The following is a 22,047-nucleotide window of genomic DNA, read 5'->3' on the forward strand; positions in this document are numbered from 1 at the left end:
AGAAAGCCAACTTTGGATCGAGCTGACGGGCGGACTGAACATCTCCAATGAAATGAGTCTTTGCCGTTTTCTGATCAATTCTTAATCGAACTCTCCTAGCCTTGCGGATGAACACTCATCGTTCAGAGAAAAGGAAGTGAGATGAAGTTGGCAGGTCGTTCGCTGTCTCCGTGGAACTTGTTGGTCGTATCGTTGCTCTCAAGTGTGCTTTGCATTGCCACAAGCAGCGCACAAGACATTGACGGAGCGAAGATTCCGAGGGGATTGTGCCTCTATCTGGGACAAGACGCCGAGAAACTTCAACAGCTCGCCGACAATGAACACCTCTTGATTCATTGCCTCTCCCCTAATCTCGAAGACGTACAGAACCTGCAATCCAAGCTTGACCAGAGCAATCCACCTGCGAGCGTTATCGTCGAACGTTGGAAGGACGCAAATCTTCCTCATGCAGAAAATCTAGCGAACTTGATTGTCGTCGATGACGCAGAGAGCGTCGGACGAAGTGAGATCGAAAGAGTGTTAGCTCCAGGTGGAGTCGCATTCATTGGTAACAAACGAATTGTCAAACCAAAGAATCCGAACACTGACGAGTGGACTCACCAATGGCATGGCGGCGATGGAAGTCTGACCACGCGAGATCGTGAGATTGATATCCCAAGCGGAATTCAATGGGTTTCAGGGCCACTCTTCGCGATGGCAGGCCGAAAGTCCAGCACACAAACACTTGTCTCCGCCGGAGGCGTCAACTTCTACGTGACACAAAACGTCCTAGAGAATGTTGGCCAAGAGACGATGGATCAATACCTCGTTGCCAGAGATGCCTACAATGGCCTCGTCAAGTGGCAGCGTCCCTGGAACGGGCCGTTTGTTACAGGAAATGGTGAGACGAATCCACGCTTGGCCGCTTCATCGACAAGGCTCTTCGCTGCTGGTCCGACCAGTCTTCTGGCTTTCGATCTTCAAACCGGAGACCTCATCGGTGCAAGTCACGTCCAACAACCGATCGAGCAGATCTTCGTGCTTGACAATCTCATCCTGGCTCAAGGTTCGAATATCATTCAAGCACTTAATTTCGACCTTGAAGCAGAGCTGTGGAGGTTTGAAGACGGAACAATTTCGGATTTCCGCCTGACTCATGAAAACGCCATCGTCGTTGTCTCGGGCCGGTCCTCAGATGGAAGTTTTCAACACGAGTTGGTCTGTATTGATCCCCAGTCCGGCTCTGCAGAGTGGCGAGTCAGCACACAGCCCAATGTGCAATCTGCGCGAGTTAAACTCAATTTCGTGACGGATGAATACGTCTCGTTGATGGCGCACGGTCACTTACACATGTACTCAGCTTCAGACGGTCAACATCTCTGGTCATCGACGACGGACGCACGTCCGGGAAAAGACTACGTTGACGAACGCTTCGTGGGGCATTTCTTTCAGAATGGTCTTGTCTGGATGCTCGCCCAAAATTCACCGCGAGAGTTCAGCGGGCAAAACCTCTGGGTTGGACTCGATCCGCAGACTGGTGAGGTTCGCCGCGAACTCGAGACGATCGGACCGTGGCCGAACACAGCCACGCCTGCAAAAATGGGTTGTCAGCTTTTGATTGCTTCAGACCGTTACATCATGATCCCTCGTCAGGCGACATTCATTGATTTCGAAACCGGGGAGAAGCATCCGTTCAAGTTTACACGGGGTGGCTGTGGCCTGGGTTTCGTTCCGGCCAACGGACTCGTCTATTCACATCCGCATGCTTGTGGCTGCTTCTCTGAAGCAATTCGCGGATTCATGGGCATGCATTCCAACAACTCGGATGACCTATTGGAAAAAGCGGATGATTCACAAGCGCGTCTTGAAGTCTTTGGCGAGTTGAATACTGACGCTGCCAACACTGAGGATGGCGACTGGTCGGTCTACCGCGGCAATGGGGAACGCAGCGCGTATGCTTCAATCGACCTCAGTGAAAGACTTGCCAAGCAGTGGTCTGTCTCGCTGACCGAATGGCAGAATTCAGTTTCGTCACAGGCCTGGCGACTGAGAGCAGGAAATTTGCTCAGTGCTCCGACGCTTTCTCAGGAGGCTGTTTTCGTCGCGGATGTTGATGCAGGGAAGCTGTTCTCACTTGACCGAACGACTGGCGAAACTCGCTGGGAATTCACTGCGAGCGGCAGAATTGATTCCCCTCCATCGGTGCGGCAAGGCCGATGCATTTTCGGTTCACACAATGGATACGTTTACTGTCTTTCAGCCGAGAGCGGAAAGCTTCTCTGGAAATCCCGAGTTGCTCCAGCAGATCGACGAATCGTGGCATTCGGAAGTGTGGAATCGACATGGCCGGTCGCGGGAACAGTTCTCTTCGAAGCGAACACGATTTTCACCGCAGCTGGCAGGGCACCTGATGCAGATGGCGGAATCGTTGTTCATGCGATGAACGCAACTAACGGGCGTCCTATTTGGTCGTCAAAGGTGGACGTATCACAGTTTCGCGGAGTCTGTGACTATGTTGTCAAAGATGAAGAACTCGTCTGTCTTGGGAACCTCCGATTTGATTCCATCACCGGGGAACTGGTGGACAATCAGTCCAAAGAGTTGGCACACCTCCGGGGTGGCAAAGTTGGTCTACTGGAAGCTTCATGGACGAAACACGATCTCGCATTGAGAAAAGAGATTCAGACCTGGTCCGCGCGGGGTGCAAGCGGACAACTGCTTGCGTGGTCGCCGACGACAACGGCCAGCTTCAATGCAGAATCGAACGTACTCAAAATTGTCGGTGAAGCAACGCACGAACTGGAAATTGAACGTCCCAACCAGCTGACTGCACTCGCGATGACGGATCATTACCTGATCGCAGCTGGCGGACTCGACAGAGCCGACGATACACGAGGCGGATTTGTCCGACTGATCGACCTGGCCTCAGGCGAAATCAAGTCCGAGTTAGAACTATCAGCTGAACCGGTCTTTGATGGACTCGCGCTCGGTGGAAGTTGCATTTACGTGGCCACACAAGATGGCAAGCTGCTTTGTATCGGTGCAGACGAATAACTCGTAGACATCACAAGCTGCTCATTTCGTTTTCAGATTCCAAACGACCATCAGGTGTGACAACTCTTTTACAGGAGTTGACTTCCAACCGTTTGGCCTTGTCGGTGCGCTGATCGCGATGCAAAATATGCTGACATCTCGCAGTCGAACCGAAATTTTCTCAGAATTGTTCGGCCGGACTTGTCACACTCTCTCGCCAGAAGTGTCCAAGCTTCAGATACGCTCCCCAATTCATCACAGTGGAGTTCTGGAGTCATGCCAAATCCATTTCACGAAGTCGCGACAGACGAAGCTTCGGACATCGAACTTGTCAGCCGAGCCAATAGTGGCAATCGCGATGCACTCGAAGCACTGGTCTTGCGCCATCAAGCATGGATTTACAACATCGCCGTGAGGATGGTTTTTCATCCCCAGGATGCTGAAGAGGTAACTCAGGAAGTGCTCGTCAAAGTCATCACCAAGCTCGGCAATTTTAAGGGCGAAAGTCAGTTTCGCACCTGGTTGTACCGCATCGCCACCAACCATGTTCTCAACATGAAGCGAAGGGGCGCCGAGGCTCACGAAATGACATTCGCTGATTACGGAGCAGCGATCAACAGCACTCCGGACCTCGAATTGCCCGATACGAATTCAGTTCCGGTGGCGCTTCCGATTCTCATTGAGGAAGCCAAGAACAGCTGTACGATCGGAATGCTGCTATGCCTCGATCGAAAGCAACGACTGATCTTCATCTTGGGCGAGATTCTCGGTGCTACCGACACTGTTGGTGGCGAAGTCTTGGAGATGACACCTGACAACTTCCGTCAATGCCTCTCGCGAGCCCGCCGTGATCTCCACAACTTTATGAACAACCAATGCGGTCTCGTGAACGCCAACAATCCGTGCCGCTGTCCAAAGAAAACTCGCGGCTTTATTCAGGATGGTCACATCGACCCGCTTCAGTTGATGTTTGCACCAGAGCATGTCGAGCGCATTCGGGACGTAGCTGGTGAGACGATCCGCGACATCGACGACATAGTCGAGCGACAGCACGCAGCACTCTATCGAGAACATCCTTTTCTTCGTCCCGCTGACGAGATTCAGTGGTTGCGCCAGATCTTCCAACGCGACGATGTCCGAACGTCATTGCGACTCAACTGATTTAGGTCGATTCACGTTTCTATCCGAGTCACACTCTCTACCAGACTCGATTTCTTTAACTCTCAATGTCTCCCATTGCGCGATTTTTTAAGAAGTGAAAAACTCGCGAGAGATCTGTCACAGTCGACCATTAACTGTGTCAAAAAGATTGAAAAAGCAAATCCATTCCTCTCCATCTCTGAAAGGTTAGACATGACAATTCACCTTCCAACTCCAGTCGCTGCCTATTTTCACGCTGACAAAATCGGGAGTGACGCCGTGGCGAATTGCTTTGCCGACAACGCCGTCGTTTCGGACGAAGGCCACACCTATGAAGGTCGCGATTCCATCAAGAAATGGAAAGATGCCGCCTCGTCAAAATACCAATACGAGTGCGAACCACTCACGACAGAACAGCAGGGTGACACAACGATCGTCAGCTGCCGGTTGACTGGAAACTTCCCCGGAGGGACGGCTGTACTGCGATTTGCTTTTGAGTTTGACGGTGATCGAATCTCCTCTTTGAAGATTCGTCCATAGTTTAGGAAGACTTGCACTGCCCAAGCTAACTTAAGTCCTACTTGTCTAAACGTTCAACATCGACCAGGAGTAGAAGTGAGTCAAACATGGCCAATCTGAAAAGCAAAGTCGCTATTGTCACTGGAGCATCGAAAGGGATTGGTGCTGGCATTGCGAAAGACCTCGCTGCTGCTGGTACAGCCATTGTTGTGAATTATGCGACCGACAAAGCAGGTGCGGAAACAGTCATTGATGATATTCGAGCCGCTGGCGGACAGGGAATTGCGGTCGCAGGAAACGTGTCCAATTCAGATGATGTCGTTCGATTGTTGAGACAGACCATACGCACTTACGGAGAAATCGACATTGTTGTAAACAACGCCGGGGTCTATCGAGATGAGCCTATTGAGTCGATGACGGAAACGGAATTCCATCGGCAGTTCAACACGAATGTGCTGGGTCCGCTTTTGGTCATTCGTGAGTCGCTCAAATACTTCGGAACGACCGGGGGAAGCATCATCAACATCGGCTCCGGTGCCTCACGATCGCACCCCGTTGGATATGCAATCTACTCGGCGACCAAGGCGGGCCTTGATGCAATCACGGGCGTGCTAGCGAAAGAACTGGCTCCCCGTAACATTCGGGTCAACTCGGTCAATCCAGGTGCAACTCTTAGCGAAGGGACTAAGACAGCAGGGCTCTACGGAAACAGTAGCGATATTGAAAGACAGCTTGTTTCCATGACTCCACTTGGACGAATGGGAACTCCTGAAGACATCGCCAAAGTCGTCACCTTTCTCGCATCTGACGATGCAGCCTGGCTCACCGGCGAGGTCATCGTTGCATCTGGCGGCCTACGATAGTCCTGCTCTTCCGAACACTCAACTCAAGGAGAGATCCATGAAATTCATTCCGCTTATTCTCATACTCATGACTGCAAATTCCAACGCAAGAGCTGATGATCCCATGAAGTGCGATGAACAAGCAAAATCCGTTGAACAGTCGGTTGAATCCTTTCATGGCACTTGGGAGATCATCAAAGTGCAACCTCCGGAGAGCACCAAAGATGCCAAACGTCTGGTCTTTCGGAAAGACGGAACTTATGCAGCGTTGGATGCAGACAATCAGGAGTTGTGGGCTGGAACGTATGACCTCGATGCGTCAGTCACTCCGAAGATTTGGGATCACAGATCGTATGAATCAGCGGAGACCGGTGCCGATGCATTGGGAATCTACAAAGTTAACGGGGACAAGTTGACGGTGTGCTGTGTCGTCGGCACTTGGAAAGAGAAGCAGTGGACAGGCAAGCCTCGGCCCAGTGAGTTCAAGCTGCCGGCAGCCGACGTTGTCATTGAACTACAACGAATAAAGACTGCCCCATAACTGATTTGTCCAAAGAATCGCTTGCAGGTAAAAACACATGTGATTCCCGAACGTGACCGCGACTGCCTTCTCGTGAGACAAATCACGGTCACCGACGGGAGTCGCTGAAGACGGTTTTCAATCGTACCGGTCTTAATTCGGTAGTTGGTCTTTGAAGTTACGTTTGCGATAGATCTGGGATCGGTTCTCTTCAGTCATCGGAACATTCCTGAGGTCTTCGACTTTGCCAGTCTCAGAATTACGGAGACTTAAGTTTGCACTCTCTCCCGGTTGTTTTCCCATCTTCATGAGAAGTTCGATTAAGTCTTCCGCGATTCTCTTGTGCCACTGAACGCCATAAAAACGTTTCGAAGCTGTGATCAATTCGCTGACTTTGACACCGTCTATCGAAAGCCATTCGTAGTTTTGGCCATCTAGCGTGACAATGATCTCTCCATCCTCTTCAAATCTGATGTCGGTGAACGGCGAGCGCCTGTCAGTCGTTCCACCAGGACGAAGAGGTGAATCTCCCATTGTGATTTTGGCAATCCAAGTGTCACCTCGCTTCAGCGTGACCTTATTATCGTCGATCGTAAAGAGAGAGCCTTCTTCATCAACTTCGATGATATAGTTCCCAGCCGCCAACCGAATCTTAGTCCCTTCTCGGGAGACCATCAGCTGGTCAACAACCTTCTCGCCTTGTCGAATAGTTACGGGAACTTCGGCATCAGCGTTGGTTTCAAGCTGCAACGTTCCATTGTTGGTCTTCATTAGAAGCAGCACACCTGCCAGGAATGCCATCGACAAACAGAAGCCTAGTGTCGCCCACTTGTTCCATTGGGGCTTCCGTGATGGCTTCGAGGCAAATTCGTGGACGCGAACCGGCAGCTGAGTCGTGCCTGGAAGCTGTGTGTGCGAAAGACATCCTTCCAGTAAATCGGAGACTTCCTCTGCCGAAGTAAAGCGATCGTCGGCGCGTTTAGATAGGAGCTTCATCACAAGTCCTTCCAGCCAAAGGGGAACTTCCGGGTTGATCTCGGTAATCGGACGTGGCGAATCATTCACAATTCGATGGACAACTCCGAAGCTTGTTTCAGCTCGGAACGGAGAGCGACCGGTACACATCGCATACATCAAACTACCGAGTGAGAACAAATCGCTGCGTTCATCGATCGGTTCGCCACGGGCTTGTTCCGGAGACATATATTGCGGTGTCCCAGCGATGACTCCGCTGCGGGTCATGGACGCATCATCCACCGCGCGAGCCAAACCGAAGTCGGTGATCGTGACACGCTCGACACCGTTTTCCAGAAGAATGTTGGCAGGCTTAATGTCTCGATGTACGAGCCCCTGTTCGTGGGCAGCTGCTAGTCCTGCTGCGACTTGGGCGCCGATTCGAAGGATATCGACGAGCGGTAACGGACCATCAATGTCGATTCGTCTCTGTAGAGATTTGCCTCGGACATAGGGCATCACTAGGTACGGTAGTTCGTCTTCGTTGGAGACGCCGTGAATGGCGATGACATTCGGATGCAACACCGCCGCAGCAGCTTTTCCCTCGCGAGCAAAACGCTGGCGGGCTGAACCACTCGCCGCCAGGTGCGGAGCCATAACTTTCACAGCGACAATACGATCGAGGGAAGGATCGCGAGCCTTCAGGACTACGCCCATTCCACCACTTCCGATGACTCCGGTCACTTCATATCCACCGATCCGTCCGAGCGAACTCGGATCGTCGGTCGGAGAAAGCTGGGACAGCACGAGCGTGATTTGTGACTCACACGAGTTCGTTACAGAGAAGTCAACATTCTGGTCCTGAGACTTTTGATCACTGAGAAAGGCACTCGCCTCACTCCAGACAGATGCTTCCGCGACTTGATATTCAAGTGCAGTCCCGCAGGTCTCGCATTCATCGAGATGCGCGGTCAATTTCCGCTCATCTTCAGCACTTAGCTCTCCTTCCAAAAATGAGGAGAGTCGATTGGGGTCACAAAGTTGCTGATTCATTGTTCAGATGCCTCCATTTCGGCGATCTCGTCACGCAGTCGCTGCATGATGCGACAACGGGCTGTGTAGATGGTTCCTAAGGACTTTCCCAGAACTTCGGCAGCTTCCTGATTGCTCATTCCGTCGATGACCGTGAGTTCAAACGCCTGCCAGGTTTCGTTCTGGACATCCTTCTGAACGATCCTCGCAGCTTGCAGGTAAAGCTCTCGACGATACTCCCAATCGATCAGCGACACCGTTTCCACATCGGGCTGCTGGTATTGAGCCAACAATTCCTGAATTGAAGACCCTCCGGCAGCTCGGTCTTTGGGGCCTCGCGAGAGTGCATTGACGATCGCATTGCGAGTAATTTTGCTCAGCCAATGGCGAAATCGAGTTGTCTTGTCTCGCTTCTCCCAACGACTAATGGCAGATGCCACCGCCAAAAGAACTTGTTGTGCCAGATCCTGAGCATCTGCCAGCTGCATTCCGCGAGCGACAGCAGTACGCACAATCACCGGCCGGTAAATGGAAACAAACTCTTCCCACGCGACCCGGTTCTCGGGGTTTTTCACCTGAATGATCAGGCTCTCGCGTGTTTCGGAAAGCGGTGCCATACGACGCTTCAACTCCTCTTGGGGAAATCTGAGTTTTACCTGTCAGCTGTTAAACACGCGGTTTCAGAATCCTTACACGAAAACCGAAAGATTCTCAGCGAGAAACCGAGTGGCCATTCGTTCAGTTCGGCTTGTGGACTTTATTGATCGCAATCTCCATTACAAAGCAAACACGAACTGAATTCGAGCCCGTTTGCTTCGCACACTTCGTTGATCAAGGTTCAACTCCGTTCTCACTCCGAAGCTGATCGTTCCATCCTTTCAAATCGAATAGAATTGATATTTTCTCTGGATTGCTGTTAACGATCGCAATTCGCCGTCGGCATACAGACATCCCCCCGATCTTTAGCGATGAACGCTGCGAATGGATGAGACTCAGAAACGCGCTGAATTCACACGTTGCTGGTTGAGTGCCGAGCCTTCGATTTCGGCCTACGTGTTTGCATCCATTTCCGGATTTCATGATGCCGAAGACGTCGTTCAGCGGATCGCTCAGGAACTGGCACGCCGGTTCGACGAATATGATGCAACTCGTCCCTTCGTCGCGTGGGCTCTATGGATTGCCAAGTCCCGTGTGATTGATTTCTACCGAACTCAAAACCGGACGCAGATTGTCTTCTCGGACGATCTCCTCAGCCAACTCGCGGACACGATCGCGAAACAGGCTGACGGTCGAAGTCACCGACGGAAAGCATTGGAAGCCTGTCTCAATGAATTGCCTGCGAAGTCGCGTCGACTGCTGGATTTAAAGTATGTCGAAGATCTATCCGCTGCCGAAATGGCTCACGAGACCGGTTCAACCAGTCGCTCGGTGCGTGTCCTGCTTTCACGAGTTCGCACGGTTCTTGCGAATTGCATCCAACGCCGTCTCGCGATGGAGAATTCGTGATGTACGTCAGCGATGAGTTCATTGATCGAATTCTTGACGGGAGTGCTTCCAACTCAGAAGTGGAGGAATTTCAACTGTGGCTGCAAGTCCCGGAGAACCTTGAGCGGTATGCACTTCGTACCGAACTTCACGCGGACTTACGCCGTTCTCTACAACGCAAACACATTGAAACGAATGCCCTGAATGAGGGGACTGTCAACTCGTTGAAAGAGTCGAACTCGCCGCAGAAAACTCGTCACATGCAAAAGGTCCGAACGTCGAAGGGGCTTCTGCTGACGGTGACTGGATTCGCAACAGCAGCTTGTCTCTTCATCGCATTCTTGCAACTCGCTGGGCGCAACAATCCGATTCCGACTCAACACCCGACAGCTTTGGTGATCAGCAATGTGAGCGGAGTGCTCACAAAGGATGGCCAGCTATGGACTGACTCAAGCTTACCAGTGGGTGGTTACGAATTGCAGAAAGGACTCTTGAATCTGCAGTTTGGCGGAGGAGTCATGGTCTATGTTGAGGCTCCTGCCAGTTTCGATGCCGTCAACGACAAGCGAGTCGTGCTTCACCGAGGTCGACTTTCAGCCCGAGTGCCCCCCGAAGGAATTGGCTTCACCGTAGAGACTCCTGAGGCGGAGGTCGTCGACTACGGCACTGAATTTTCGGTTGATGTCGAGAGTGGAGCGAGCGAAGTCCACGTGTTTGATGGGCTTGTTCGAGTCCACCCGGGAATGTCGAATCAGCGCGATTCCTCAAAGTCGGTGGACCTGAAAGCGTCTCAGGCTCTTCGCATTTCCGACGATGCATCTGAGCCTGAAGACATCTCTCTCGCGACCGACCGGTTCATTCGCAATTTCGATGAGCCGAGTTTGAATTACGCTCGAGCAATTAAGCGACTGTCGCCTTTGGCCTTCTATCGAATGCCCATTCGAGACCGAGGATTGGTCTCTGAACCGCTCGAGTATTCTGGAGTGGTGTTAACCGGCGATGGGAAACGTCCGCCGCATGCGAAGGGTGTATTCGTGGGAGGTTCGCTGCGTGTCGGTGCTGATTCAACCGGCCGCGGAGGACGTGTCGATTCGCCACCAGCATGGAACACGGAGCAATTCTCGTTGACGGTGTTTGTTTATCTCGAAGAGGCATCACACATCGGAACGGTTGCCACGAACTTGAACGATGAACGCGGAAACTTTTCTCTGAGTCTTGACGAAAGCGGAAAGCTGCAAGCGACCATCAAGGATAGAGACGGCGATCTCATATCGCTCACCGGCGACTCATCGTTGGATTTGAAATCGTGGCGGCACGTCGTTGTGACGGTCGATGGTGAGGCGGTCAGCTTCTTCGAAGAGGGCAAACTTGTCGCCTCAACTCCCTTTAAAGCATTGGCTGTGAGTGAATCAGATCCGCTTTGGTTCGGAACTGACGCAAGTTTGACTGACGTTTGGAATGGCCGAATTGATGAAGTGGCGTTGTTTGATCGAGCGTTGAGCGCGGACGAAGTCGCTTCGCTTTATCGCACCGCACAAGAAGAGATTGCCAGGTTACCATGACGAAGAGATTCAACCGAATGTTTTCAAGGCGCGTGGTCACCCCACTAGCCGCACTGCTGCTCTTGTGCTCGGCTATTGCCTCCAATCAAGCAATGGCAGCAGACCTTCCGAACATTGTAATCATCCTCGCTGATGATCTTGGGCACGGCAGCCTGAACAGCTACGGAGCGGATGAGTCACTCATTCGGACTCCAAACATCGACAGACTCGCCAAGCAGGGGAGACGGTTTACTGACGCCAATACTCCGTCGTCGGTTTGCTCTCCGACGCGCTACGGTTTACTGACGGGGCGGTACGACTGGAGAACGAATCAGAAGCATGGCGTGGTCAACACCACCGATCCGCTGCACATTGAGACTTCGCGTTCGACCATTGCGTCGCTATTGAAGTCGTTCGGTTATCGAACCGCAGCTATCGGTAAGTGGCATCTCGGTTATGGCATCACGAAAGCTGACTTCACGAAACAACTCTCGCCAGGACCACTCGATTTGGGGTTCGATTACCACTTCGCTGTGCCTCAAAACCATGGTGATGCCTCAGGTGTTTATGTCCGCAATCGACAGGTGGTTGGACTTCGATCGGACCAGACAATTGATGCGGGGGAGTCGCCATATGGGCGGGACTTCATGGGGATTGACGCTCCCCAGCGAGTCGACGAGAACGTGATGGATGAACTAACCACGGACGCCGTCAACTGGCTGGGAGAACAGAATCCGGAGACGCCGTTCTTCCTGTATTTCGCACCCGTTGCCATCCATTTTCCGTATACACCCTCAGAGGAAACACAGGGCTCGAGTGGAACCGGTCTTTATGGAGACTGGATTCACGAGTTGGACATGTCGATTGGTCGAATTCTGGACACCATCGAGCAAATGAATGCTACAGAAGAGACGCTCGTCATTTTCACAAGCGACAATGGTGGTGTGCTAGTGACGGAAGGAGATCGCCCTGAAGCTGAAGCTTACCGAGCCGGGCTCAATTGCAACGGCGATTGGCGCGGTCGCAAGCACAGCATCTACGAGGGTGGTTTCCGAGTTCCGTTTCTAGTCCGCTGGCCAGGACATGTTCAGGCTGGATCGATCTGTAATGAAACCGTCAGCCTCGTCGACATGTACGCCACGTTTTCCGCAATCATCGGTCAACCGATTCCAGCCAACGAGGCTGTCGCTGAAGACAGCTTTAACGTGCTCCCTGCAATCCTCGGGACGCCGCATACTGAGCCGTTGCGGCCGTCAATGATCGTTCACAGCCCCAACGGAAACTTCGCCATCCGTAGTGGACAATGGAAATACGTCGAAGGCCAGCCAAGTCCGACGCTCAAACGCGTCCCTCGAAAGGATGAACTCCACGCACAGCTTTACAACCTGCAGGACGATCCGAGTGAGAAGAATAACGTCATCGATGAACATCCGAAAATCGCCAAGCAACTGGCTGAACATCTAAATCAACAACGGACTGATGGCCGATCGTCGAGACTGACACCATTGGGAGAAAATAAAGAATGAAGAACACCACTCTATCAGTGTTTTCCGGATCGCTATTCGCGATCCTATTATTCGCTGGGCTAGCAACGAGCCTGCAAGCTGCTGATCAACCACCAAATATTGTCTTTCTGTTTGCAGATGATCTCGGCTACGGTGACCTCGGATGTTATGGACATCCGTACGCTCGAACACCTTCGCTCGACGCACTCGCGGCAGAAGGAACGCGGTTCACTCAGTTCAATGTGACAGGCGTGACATGTAATCCCAGTCGAACTGGACTCATGACAGGGTTATTTCCTGCCCGGTTCGAGAAATACTCCGCGGATTACGGATTCGAAGGCCGAGTGACGATTACCGAGTTGCTCAAACAAAGAGGCTATAAAACCGGTCACTTCGGCAAATGGCACATCGGACCAGATGACCGTGATGGCACTTACGGCATCGACACGATCAAAACCATCGGCAAGAGTCGCGACAAAACCGCAGGTCGTGATGACGACTTGTACTCGGCAGCGATCGATTTCATGAAGGAGAACAAGGACGGTCCTTTTTACGTCAACGTTTGGGGTCACGCGACGCACTTTCCCGTCAATACCCCAGAGAACCTGGTCGCCGGATTCAAAGACGTCCGTGTTGACCGGAGAGACTTTGCTCCGACCATGCAGCACAAATTCGATGAGTGCCTGGAAATCGGCGGCGATTTAGATGAGTCGATGCAGCAATACCTTGGCGATGTTTATCAAATCGACTTAAACGTCGGTCGTATACTGAAAACGATCGACGAACTGGGACTCAAGGAAAACACCATTGTCGTGTTTTCCAGCGATCACGGACCAGCACCTGTGATTCTCGGCAAGAAAGGTGCGAGAGAGTTCTCGAACAACATGCTCGGCTACGCGGGAGAATTTCGCGGGGGAAAGCACGAGCAGTACGAAGGAGGCACGCGAGTCCCCTTCATCATTCGCTGGCCAGGCAAAGTCAAAGCGGGTCGAGTTGATACATCAAGCGTTTGCTCATTCATCGACTGGATGCCAACTCTTTGCTCGATTGCAGGGATCAATGAATTGCCCGAGCAATTAGACGGTGAAGACATCTCGGAAGTCTTCTTCGGAACGGCCGGACAGCGCAACAAACCACTGATGTGGAAGACAAGCAGCACCGGGAGCGCTCCAGCAATCCGCGATGGTGACTGGAAATTGCACTTGAATCGCAGGCGCGACAATGGGGTCGAGCTTTACGATCTCGCGTCTGATCCGAGTGAAAGCAAGAACGTAGCTGCCGATCACCCGCAAGTTGTTGCCCAACTCCGAAAACAGTTGCGATCATGGGTCGATGAGCTTCCAACACAGTACGAAAAGACATCGGAATGATGAAACAAATCATGCTTCTCACATTGATCTGGGTACTTCTTGCTCCCATTTCGACGTTCGAGACATGTGCAGCAACTCCGGAAGATCGAAAGCCTAACTTCATCGTCATCTTGGCTGACGACTTGGGTTACGGCGACATCTCGTGCTACGGGGCTGACGACATTGCAACTCCGAATATCGATCGAATGGCCGTTGAGGGAGCGAAATTCAATAGCTTTTATGTCTCCCCAGTCTGTTCGCCGACGCGTGCGTCGCTGATGACTGGCAGCCATTCGACACGCATCGGGATCGGCGGAGTTCTGTTTCCGCGCAACAACCATGGCTTAAACCCAGAAGAGATTACGCTTCCGGAGCTGTTGATAGAGCAGAGGTATGCGACGGCAATCATCGGAAAATGGCACCTCGGCAATGAGGAGATGTTTCAGCCATTGAACCATGGCTTTGATTATTGGTTTGGAACACCGTCATCCAACAGCCAGTTTTACTACCCAAGACTTAAAGAGTACGCAGAGGGCTGCATCTTCCGAGAGGGTTACACTCGCGATGGCATTTTTCAAAGAGAAACGGCCGCATGCCCGCTCGTTCGTAACAACGTCGTCATCGAAGTTCCTGCTGACCAGACACAATTCACTCAACGGTACACGCAAGAGGCCGTCCGCTTCATCACTGAGAAGAGAGACCAACCCTTTTTCGTTTATGTGGCTCACAATATGCCACATATTCCTCTGCATGCATCGGAGAAATTTATCGGCAGCAGCGATCGCGGAATCTATGGCGACACAATTCAGGAACTCGACTGGAGCACTGGGGAGATTCTGAGAACCCTCAAAGAACTCGGAATCGATCACAATACGCTGGTCATTTTCACTTCTGACAATGGTCCCAACGTCAGCAAAGGCGGTAGTGCAGGGCCATTGAAAGGTGTAAAAGGATCGACTCTCGAAGGAGGAGTTCGCGTTCCGTTCGTCGCTCGCTGGCCTGGAACAATTCCAGAAGGCACTGAATCCGACGAACCAATCACTGCCATGGATTTGCTGCCAACTCTGACAAAACTGGCTGGCGGTGAGGTTCCTAACGACCGCATCATCGACGGGAAAGACATCGGACCGCTGCTCGCTGGAGAGCCGAGTGCGAAGCCTCCACATGATGCGATTTACTACCTGCGAGGCCGAGGAATACAGGGTATCCGCGTCGGGAACTGGAAATACCGAATTGCCATCGAAAAAGATCCGAAGGCAAAGAGCTCGAAGCGGTCGGATGCGAACAGCGAGAAGGCAAAGAAGATCACAGTTGAGACGCTCTACAACCTCCAGAACGATATCGGCGAGCAAAACAATCTTTTGAGCACTCACCCTGATGTGGCTGCAAGATTGAAGTCACAGTTGAATATTTTTGAAGACGAACTTCGCAATCACCTCAGACCTGCAGGAGTTGCGCGTAACGTTGATCGGAAGGAAATGGACCAATGAGATGTATGTTGCCACTGCTGTTACTAACAGTTGCGCCGGTAGTCTCCACAGCTAAGGCTGCGGATTTGGATAACAATCGGTCCATGAATGTCTTGTTGCTGATTGTCGACGACCTCAATACATGGCTTTTGGAAGACCCAACGCGGTACTCCGGAAAAGTTGTCGCTCCAAACATCCAACAACTCGCCAGCGAAGGCGTGCTGTTTCACAACGCATACACCGCCAGCCCGGTCTGTACACCCTCGAGAACTGCGTTTCTTTCTGGTGTCGCGCCATGGAAGTCTGGCGTTTCTCGAAATGGAGTCAAAGTTGATGACAGTGAAGTGTTGAAAGATGTCCCTTCGCTGTTCAAGACTTTTCAAGATCAGGACTACTGGATCGGATCGTTCGGCAAGGTGACTCACGGATACGACACCGGAGTAAAGTATGACGCTTCAATGAATCACAAGCGGACCCCAGCTCCGCCGGGAGCTCCGCTGAATGGAATTGCCCTCAACGCTGGCGGCAAACTTACAGAACGCGACTGGGGGGCGACTCACCTCGACGAAGATGAAATGAGTGATAAGCGACTGGCCGATGCCGCGATCGAAGCTTTAAGTCGCCAACACGACAAACCATTCTTCATCGCGTGTGGTCTTTTTCATCCGCACTATCCATGGTACGTCCCGCAGAAGTACCTCGACATGTATCCCCTCGACGCGATCGAACTTCCACCAATTCAGGCCGATGATCTCAACGACATTCCGGATTTTGGCCAGCAATTTGTGAATCTCGGTTGGGACAAACAAATCAAAGAGACCAGGCAAGTCAAAGAAGCAATCCGTGGATATCTGGCGAGTGTCTCATTCTCCGACGCTCACATGGGACGCGTTCTGAAGGCACTCGACGAAAGTCCGCACCACGAGAACACCATTGTCGTTTTGATCAGCGACCATGGATTTCACCTCGGCGAGAAACAGAACTGGACGAAGGCAACGTTGTGGGAAGAAGCAACGGACAGCGTGATGATGTGGCGCGTGCCGGGCGTGACTGAAACGAATCAAATCTGCACACGACCAGTTTCTCTCCTCGACATCTACCCGACACTCGTCGACTTGCTGGGAATTGATCGACCAAACCATCTCGATGGAGAGTCTCTGCTGCCGTTACTCAAAGACGTGCAGGCACCGAGAATTCATCCGGCCATCACAGTTTATGATGGTCACATGTCCGTCCGCACTGAGACCGCTCGATTCATTCGATATTGGGACGGGGTAACAGAACTGTATGACCGGACGAGTGATCCTCACGAGTGGACAAACCAAACTGACAACCCCAACTTCAGCACGCTCAAAACTCAGCTTTCGAGCATGCTGCCGTCCATGGAGGAGATTGTCGAACCGCTTCCGAGTCGTCAAGCTGGAGCCATCAACTCAACTCCCCGTAAGGCGGACCGTGAGCGAACGAAGAGCAGGTAGTCGTCACCTCCGCAGTTTGATCCGGTTCGCAGTATTTATCAGTGCATCAGGAACTCAGCTATGACGTGGCAACGTGACTTCAGATTCCGACTTCGTAACTCAACCGGATTGTTGGCAGCTGCGTTCTTAATTCTTACAGGATCTTTGATCGCTGCTGACCGACCGAACGTGATCGTCATCATGGCGGATGACATCGGAGCTGAGGGTTTGGCCTGCTATGGCAGCACGATTTACACGACTCCGCACCTGGACCAGATGGCGGCGGAAGGAGTTCGCTTCAACAATGCGTACGCGACGCCACTCTGTACTCCGACTCGCGTCATGATCATGAGCGGCCTGTATCCCAACCGAACCGGCTATCGCAGCCTGATCGGAAAAGGCAAAGGCATTCGACTCGTTCCGGACATCAGGACTTTTGCTCATGATTTCCGTGATGCTGGCTACGCAACAGCCATTGCAGGCAAATGGCAGCTGGGCAAGTTCGACGAATACCCACAGCAGCCCGTCCAACACGGCTTTGACGAGTACTGTATGTGGACTTGGATTTATGAGGGGAAGAAAGCGAGTCGATACTACGGTCCGCAAATTTACCGCGAAGACACGATTATCAATGGTGCTCCTGAAGACTTCGGCCCCGACGACTATCGTGAATTCGTTCTTGATTTCATCGATCGAAAGAAAGATGAGCCATTCTTTTTCTACTTCCCGATGGCCCTGGTCCACTCTCCGTTTATTAACCCACCCGCTCTGAAAGAACGGTCCGAATCAAAATTCACCGACGACCTCGACAAACAAACTCGAGCCTTTGGCCACATGATCACCTACATGGATCAAGTGGTTGGTGACATCCTTTCCAAACTCAAAGAGCACAACCTTGAAGAGAACACCTTGGTGCTGTTCACAGGAGACAATGGAACACATAAGAGCATCACAAGCAAGCTGCCAGACTTAGACATCAAAGGTGGCAAAGGCTCGATGACGGAAGCTGGCAGTCGAGTTCCTTTGCTCGCTTGGTGGCCCGCTAAAGTGAAGCCGGGCGTTCGGGACGAATTCTTCTGCCTCGTCGATGTTCTCCCGACGATTCAATCAATCGCCGGGATCGAGTTGGACCGCGAAGTCGATGGCATGGACCTTTCCCATCTGATCATGGGAGGCGAAGGCACAGATCGAGAGCGAGTACTGATCAACTACGGCCGAGGCTACTTTGTTCGCGAAGAACGCTTCCGACTCAATCAAGACGGAAACCTGTACGACATCCCGATCACGTCGGACGCTTCACGCTACAGCGAAACCATCACCACAGACGCAGCACACGAAGCCGATCGTAATCGCTTGCAAGCGATTCTCGACGACTTCATGGCCATTGAAGCACAATACGACGAAAAAGCATCTTCTGGCGGAAAGAAGAAACAGCCTTCCAAAATGTAGCAGTAAGTCAAGTTGCAATGCCGCAACTTCAGAGATTTTGACAGCCCAAGAAAGTTTAGTTAATGCATCGCACTCCCAGTCACTTTGGCTTTCTCTTCGGCAGAACAGTTCTCATGCGACTGCTTCTGATGGTTACATGGATGTTGAGTGGCACCATTGAAGCTGCTGAAAAGCCGAATATCGTTCTTCTGTTTATTGACGACTGGGCGTGGAACGGTTCGCCAGTTGAGATGAACGATTCGATGCCAAATTCTCGCATGCCCGTTGTGCAAATGCCAAACGTTGAGCGACTGGCTCGCGAGGGGATGAAATTCACAAATGCGTACGCGTCACCCCAGTGTTCTCCGTCTCGAGTCTGCGTTCAGACCGGTCAATCCTCGCCGCGAAACGGATACACCGTTTTCATGAACGACCGGGGACAGGACTATTTCGATGAGAAAGGCTACCCCGATTTTCCTGTGATCCCATGTGTCTCGGATATGACGATCGACAAAGATGCTGTCACGATTCCGGAGGCACTAAAGCCACTTGGCTATGTCAGCGCACACATTGGAAAATGGCACATGCGCGGTGATCCCGGTGACGAAGGTTATGTCGTGCATGATGGGGACACGAGCAATAATCCCGGCAACACGCTCTCAGACGATGAAAAACAACGTCTGCCAGACGATCTGACTGATCCCAAGCTGATGTTCAGTGTGACAGAGCGAGCTCTCTCATTCATGAACGAACAGGCGAATGCAAGTCAGCCGTTTTACTTGCAGATTTCTCACTACGCGATGCACGAAGGTCGCGAGTGTCTGCCAGCGACGCGAGAGAAGTATACCCAGCATCCGCTTGTCCAGGCTTATTATCAAAAAATTGGCAAGACTGCTGAGACGGTGAAACGCAAAGAAGATCCAGCAATCTGGCTGGGCATGGCGGAAGATCTCGACGGACGCATTGGAGCCGTCCTCGATCGAATTCGAGAGTTGGGAATTGAGGACAACACCTATGTCGTCTTGGTCTCTGACAATGGTTATCGCCACGATGAATTGCTGCTGACAGAAGGCCTCACTCAACCGCACCACTCTGCCAAATGGTGGGTCTGGCAAGGCGGAATCCGCGTCCCGATGATCGTCCGTGGCCCTGGGATCAAGGCAGAGTCAGTCTTTACGGGCAACGTCGTTAACTACGACTTCCTGCCGACTTTCGTGGACTGGGCTGGTGGTGATCCATCCAGTTTGAAGAACATCGACGGAATCAGTCTCGCCCGTTACATGACCGGTGAGCCAGCTACGGTAGACTTCCTGCAGCGGAATCTCTATTTCCATTACCCTCACTACCGATCGAGCATGCCGCATTCGGCAGTCGTTTCCGGGACCCGAAAGCTGTTGCATTTCTACGAAAAACCGGATGTTCCGATGCTGTTCGATCTTGCAGAAGACATGGGTGAAGTTCACAACATCTCCGGGACTCACCCCGACGAACACAGCAAGATGTTTTCCGAGATGATGGACTACTTCGAGCGTGTCGGAGCTCGAATTCCGAAACTCAATCCGAACTATGACGCGACAGCGTATCAGAACTCAAAGGAGTACGAAAAACGGCTTCAATGGGGTCCATTCGCTGACCGGAGACCATTGGAAGAAGACGAGAAGTGATACATGCATCGCAAGTTTGAAGACTTCGACTGAATTGGAGTTTCTCTGCTACAGCTATTCACATTCTGTCAACTGCTTAAACATCACGTGGGCATCAACGAATCCGTGCTCTGAATGTCGAAACGCACCGGGCAAGGTGCCGACGACTTGAAATCCCAGCTTCTTCCAAAGCCAAATCGCCCCTTCGTTCGTTGAAACGACCAAATTGAATTGCATCGATCGAAATCCCCGAGCAACGGCTTCGGTTTGTGAATGTTCACACATCGCTGAGGCGACACCGCGACCTCTCGCTGACTCGCCGACGACATAGCCGCAGTTGCAAACGTGATTGCCGAGACCTGGCTGATTGGGTTTGAGGTAGTAGCTGCCAAGAATTGTGCCCGCTTCATCGACAGCTACAAAAGTCGATCGTGGAGCATCGATCCACACCTGATGAGCTTCCATCTCGGTGATCTCAGGAGAGAAAACATACGTCTTTCCGGCCTGAAAGATCGGCTCTAGAATCTTCCAGACGGCGCTCCAGTCGGACTCGTTGAACTCTCGAACATCGACCATCACAACTCTTTACTTCGTGCTATCTACTGTCTGCATTGCAGCGACGAGACGCATCAACTTTTCGCGGTCAAGCTTCTTGTTGGTTCGAACTCCGCTACAGAGATCAATTCCAAAAGGGCGCACTTCTTGGATGGCAGTTGCGACATTACCGGGATGTACCCCACCGGCTAGATAGACTGGTTTGGGAGAATGCTGAACGATCTGCTGACTAATGGCCCAGTCGTGAACTCGCCCGGTTCCTCCTAATTCCTGGATCTTAGCTAAAGGATCTCCGGAGTCGAGAAGTAAAGCGTCGACGAAGGGAGCGAATTCAAGAGCTCTGTCGAGTGACTTCCAATCTCGCACATGAACCACCTGAACAATTCGAACGTTCGGCAGCGACACACGAATTGGCTCGTAGATTGCGAAATCAATATCGTCATTGACGATCTGAACGGTGTTTACTCCGGTTCTTCGAACGTGATCGATGATTGCGTCGGCCGTCCTTTCCTGCGTTAGCAGAAACGTCGCGACCCCAGGTGGAACAGTGGGAGCAATCGCGGCGATCAGTTCGTCGGGAATTGGTCCCGGACCACTTGGCATTGCTGCGACAAGTCCGAGGGCGTCCGCTCCGCATTCAGCCGCCAGGCGTGCCTCTTCGATCGATGAAATGCAGCAGACCTTCAGCCTCGTACGAAAGGGCTGTTTCACGTCAGGTTGTAAACGCGATGCTCCGTTCATGTGCCTACGTTCCGGAAAATTTTGCGGTGAGCCACTTTTGGACTCCCGGTTTGGAATCTACCGGCTGTGCGGGAGCGACGCGAGAATCGCGATCATCGTTGGAGAAGTGCAGTTTTTCGCCATCCGCTGGAACAAGAACTTTTTCAGAGTATCCGTTTTTCTCCATAATCTGCGACAGATTCGCACGAGTCATGAGGCAGTGATCGATCGATTCAAGGTGGTTGAAAACAACCTTTCCCGGAGCGAGGCCGACCAACTCGATCAACTCTCGCTTGCTGAACATAAGGTCTTTCCCGACCCCAAAATTGGCGGTCCCAGCTGGAGCGACGATGACTTGTGGCTTCAAGCGAGCGATCGCATGTTTCACTCGGTCTGTCAGAACTGTATCCCCTGTGATATAGATGGTCGGTTCATCGGGAAGTGATAAGAAGTAGCCAGCGACGGGCCCCATCAGCCAACCGATCATTCCATGTCCGTGCGTCGCAGGGATCACTTCGACGGACAGGTCACCAGCATCCTCAACGATGTTCTGAGCATTCAAACCCTTACGTCGGAGATTCGAGGCATCGATGCTACTGCACCAGACTTTGAGGCCACGAGCTTTTATCCAATCGATCGCTGGTGGGTCAATATGATCTGGATGCTCATGAGTAATCAGCACCTCAGTCGCTGTCTCCATCAATTGCTCACTGCCAGCCGGCAACTCAGTCAACGGATTCTTCCGCCGCTCTCCACGAAAAAGTCGAAAACCCGGAAGCACGCCAGCACTTGAAAACATCGGGTCGATTAGAATTCGATGCTCGCCGAGTTCAAGCAGGATGGTAGCGTTTCTGATTTGTGTAATCTGCATGATGA

Annotated in this window: 18 protein-coding genes; 13 read left to right on the forward strand and 5 right to left on the reverse strand. The window is 52.1% G+C overall.

Translation table 11 applies throughout. The features are described from left to right. The first annotated feature begins 141 nt into the window (after nucleotides 1–141). From AB1L42_RS00310 to AB1L42_RS00330, 5 genes are all read left to right on the forward strand, one after another. Nucleotides 142–3,033 (forward strand): PQQ-binding-like beta-propeller repeat protein, encoded by a 2,892-nt coding sequence (locus AB1L42_RS00310; RefSeq protein WP_367049949.1) that lies wholly within the window; start codon nucleotides 142–144, stop codon nucleotides 3,031–3,033. Nucleotides 3,034–3,288: 255 nt separating this feature from the next. After that, complete coding sequence (locus tag AB1L42_RS00315) at nucleotides 3,289–4,173, forward strand: sigma-70 family RNA polymerase sigma factor (RefSeq protein ID WP_367049951.1); 885 nt, start codon at nucleotides 3,289–3,291, stop codon at nucleotides 4,171–4,173. A gap of 192 nt (nucleotides 4,174–4,365) precedes the next feature. Continuing rightward, on the forward strand, nucleotides 4,366–4,692 hold the full coding sequence (locus AB1L42_RS00320; RefSeq protein WP_367049953.1) for a nuclear transport factor 2 family protein: 327 nt from the start codon (nucleotides 4,366–4,368) through the stop codon (nucleotides 4,690–4,692). A gap of 86 nt (nucleotides 4,693–4,778) precedes the next feature. Continuing rightward, nucleotides 4,779–5,534, forward strand: a complete 756-nt coding sequence (locus AB1L42_RS00325; RefSeq protein ID WP_367049955.1) for a glucose 1-dehydrogenase — start codon at nucleotides 4,779–4,781, stop codon at nucleotides 5,532–5,534. A 37-nt stretch (nucleotides 5,535–5,571) separates the two neighbouring features. Then, a complete protein-coding gene (locus AB1L42_RS00330) occupies nucleotides 5,572–6,054 on the forward strand; it encodes a TIGR03067 domain-containing protein (RefSeq protein ID WP_367049957.1) in 483 nt (160 codons plus the stop codon). 132 nt (nucleotides 6,055–6,186) lie between these two features. Here the strand turns inward: AB1L42_RS00330 and AB1L42_RS00335 are convergent, their stop codons facing one another. After that, on the reverse strand, nucleotides 6,187–8,040 hold the full coding sequence (locus AB1L42_RS00335; RefSeq protein WP_367049959.1) for a protein kinase: 1,854 nt from the start codon (nucleotides 8,038–8,040) through the stop codon (nucleotides 6,187–6,189). Beyond that, nucleotides 8,037–8,636, reverse strand: a complete 600-nt coding sequence (locus AB1L42_RS00340; RefSeq protein ID WP_367049961.1) for a sigma-70 family RNA polymerase sigma factor — start codon at nucleotides 8,634–8,636, stop codon at nucleotides 8,037–8,039. The genes AB1L42_RS00335 and AB1L42_RS00340 overlap by 4 nt, the downstream gene beginning before the upstream one ends. Before the next feature lie 364 nt (nucleotides 8,637–9,000). Here AB1L42_RS00340 and AB1L42_RS00345 point away from each other — a divergent pair, with 364 nt between their 5' ends. From AB1L42_RS00345 to AB1L42_RS00380, 8 genes are all read left to right on the forward strand, one after another. Next, a complete protein-coding gene (locus AB1L42_RS00345; protein ID WP_367049963.1) occupies nucleotides 9,001–9,525 on the forward strand; it encodes a sigma-70 family RNA polymerase sigma factor in 525 nt (174 codons plus the stop codon). Continuing rightward, complete coding sequence (locus AB1L42_RS00350; protein WP_367049965.1) at nucleotides 9,525–11,066, forward strand: LamG-like jellyroll fold domain-containing protein; 1,542 nt, start codon at nucleotides 9,525–9,527, stop codon at nucleotides 11,064–11,066. The genes AB1L42_RS00345 and AB1L42_RS00350 overlap by 1 nt, the downstream gene beginning before the upstream one ends. Before the next feature lie 92 nt (nucleotides 11,067–11,158). After that, the gene (locus tag AB1L42_RS00355) at nucleotides 11,159–12,571 is read left to right on the forward strand and encodes a sulfatase-like hydrolase/transferase (protein WP_367049967.1); all 1,413 of its coding nucleotides are present in this window, start codon (nucleotides 11,159–11,161) and stop codon (nucleotides 12,569–12,571) included. Next, a complete protein-coding gene (locus AB1L42_RS00360; protein WP_367049969.1) occupies nucleotides 12,568–13,920 on the forward strand; it encodes a sulfatase-like hydrolase/transferase in 1,353 nt (450 codons plus the stop codon). Before AB1L42_RS00355 ends, AB1L42_RS00360 begins: the two co-directional genes overlap by 4 nt. Continuing rightward, nucleotides 13,920–15,389, forward strand: a complete 1,470-nt coding sequence (locus tag AB1L42_RS00365) for a sulfatase (protein ID WP_367051670.1) — start codon at nucleotides 13,920–13,922, stop codon at nucleotides 15,387–15,389. Before AB1L42_RS00360 ends, AB1L42_RS00365 begins: the two co-directional genes overlap by 1 nt. Further along, nucleotides 15,386–16,846, forward strand: a complete 1,461-nt coding sequence (locus AB1L42_RS00370) for a sulfatase (RefSeq protein ID WP_367049971.1) — start codon at nucleotides 15,386–15,388, stop codon at nucleotides 16,844–16,846. Before AB1L42_RS00365 ends, AB1L42_RS00370 begins: the two co-directional genes overlap by 4 nt. Nucleotides 16,847–16,906: 60 nt before the next feature. After that, nucleotides 16,907–18,274 carry a sulfatase-like hydrolase/transferase gene (locus AB1L42_RS00375; protein ID WP_367049973.1) on the forward strand — a complete coding sequence of 456 codons (1,368 nt, stop codon included), beginning with the start codon at nucleotides 16,907–16,909 and terminating at the stop codon, nucleotides 18,272–18,274. Nucleotides 18,275–18,387: 113 nt separating this feature from the next. Beyond that, nucleotides 18,388–19,917, forward strand: a complete 1,530-nt coding sequence (locus AB1L42_RS00380; protein WP_367049975.1) for a sulfatase — start codon at nucleotides 18,388–18,390, stop codon at nucleotides 19,915–19,917. 54 nt (nucleotides 19,918–19,971) lie between these two features. Here AB1L42_RS00380 and AB1L42_RS00385 read toward each other — a convergent pair whose 3' ends face one another. The 3 genes from AB1L42_RS00385 to AB1L42_RS00395 are packed head-to-tail and all read right to left on the reverse strand — an operon-like array spanning nucleotide 19,972 to nucleotide 22,042. Then, on the reverse strand, nucleotides 19,972–20,472 hold the full coding sequence (locus AB1L42_RS00385) for a GNAT family N-acetyltransferase (protein ID WP_367049977.1): 501 nt from the start codon (nucleotides 20,470–20,472) through the stop codon (nucleotides 19,972–19,974). Nucleotides 20,473–20,481: 9 nt separating this feature from the next. Next, nucleotides 20,482–21,192 (reverse strand): phosphoribosylanthranilate isomerase, encoded by a 711-nt coding sequence (locus AB1L42_RS00390; protein WP_367049979.1) that lies wholly within the window; start codon nucleotides 21,190–21,192, stop codon nucleotides 20,482–20,484. A 4-nt stretch (nucleotides 21,193–21,196) separates the two neighbouring features. Further along, nucleotides 21,197–22,042: an MBL fold metallo-hydrolase gene (locus tag AB1L42_RS00395; RefSeq protein ID WP_367049981.1), complete on the reverse strand. Its 846-nt coding sequence runs from the start codon at nucleotides 22,040–22,042 to the stop codon at nucleotides 21,197–21,199. Nucleotides 22,043–22,047: the final 5 nt, after the last annotated feature.

Origin of the sequence: Thalassoglobus sp. JC818 (assembly GCF_040717535.1) — a bacterium.
Lineage (GTDB): Bacteria > Planctomycetota > Planctomycetia > Planctomycetales > Planctomycetaceae > Thalassoglobus.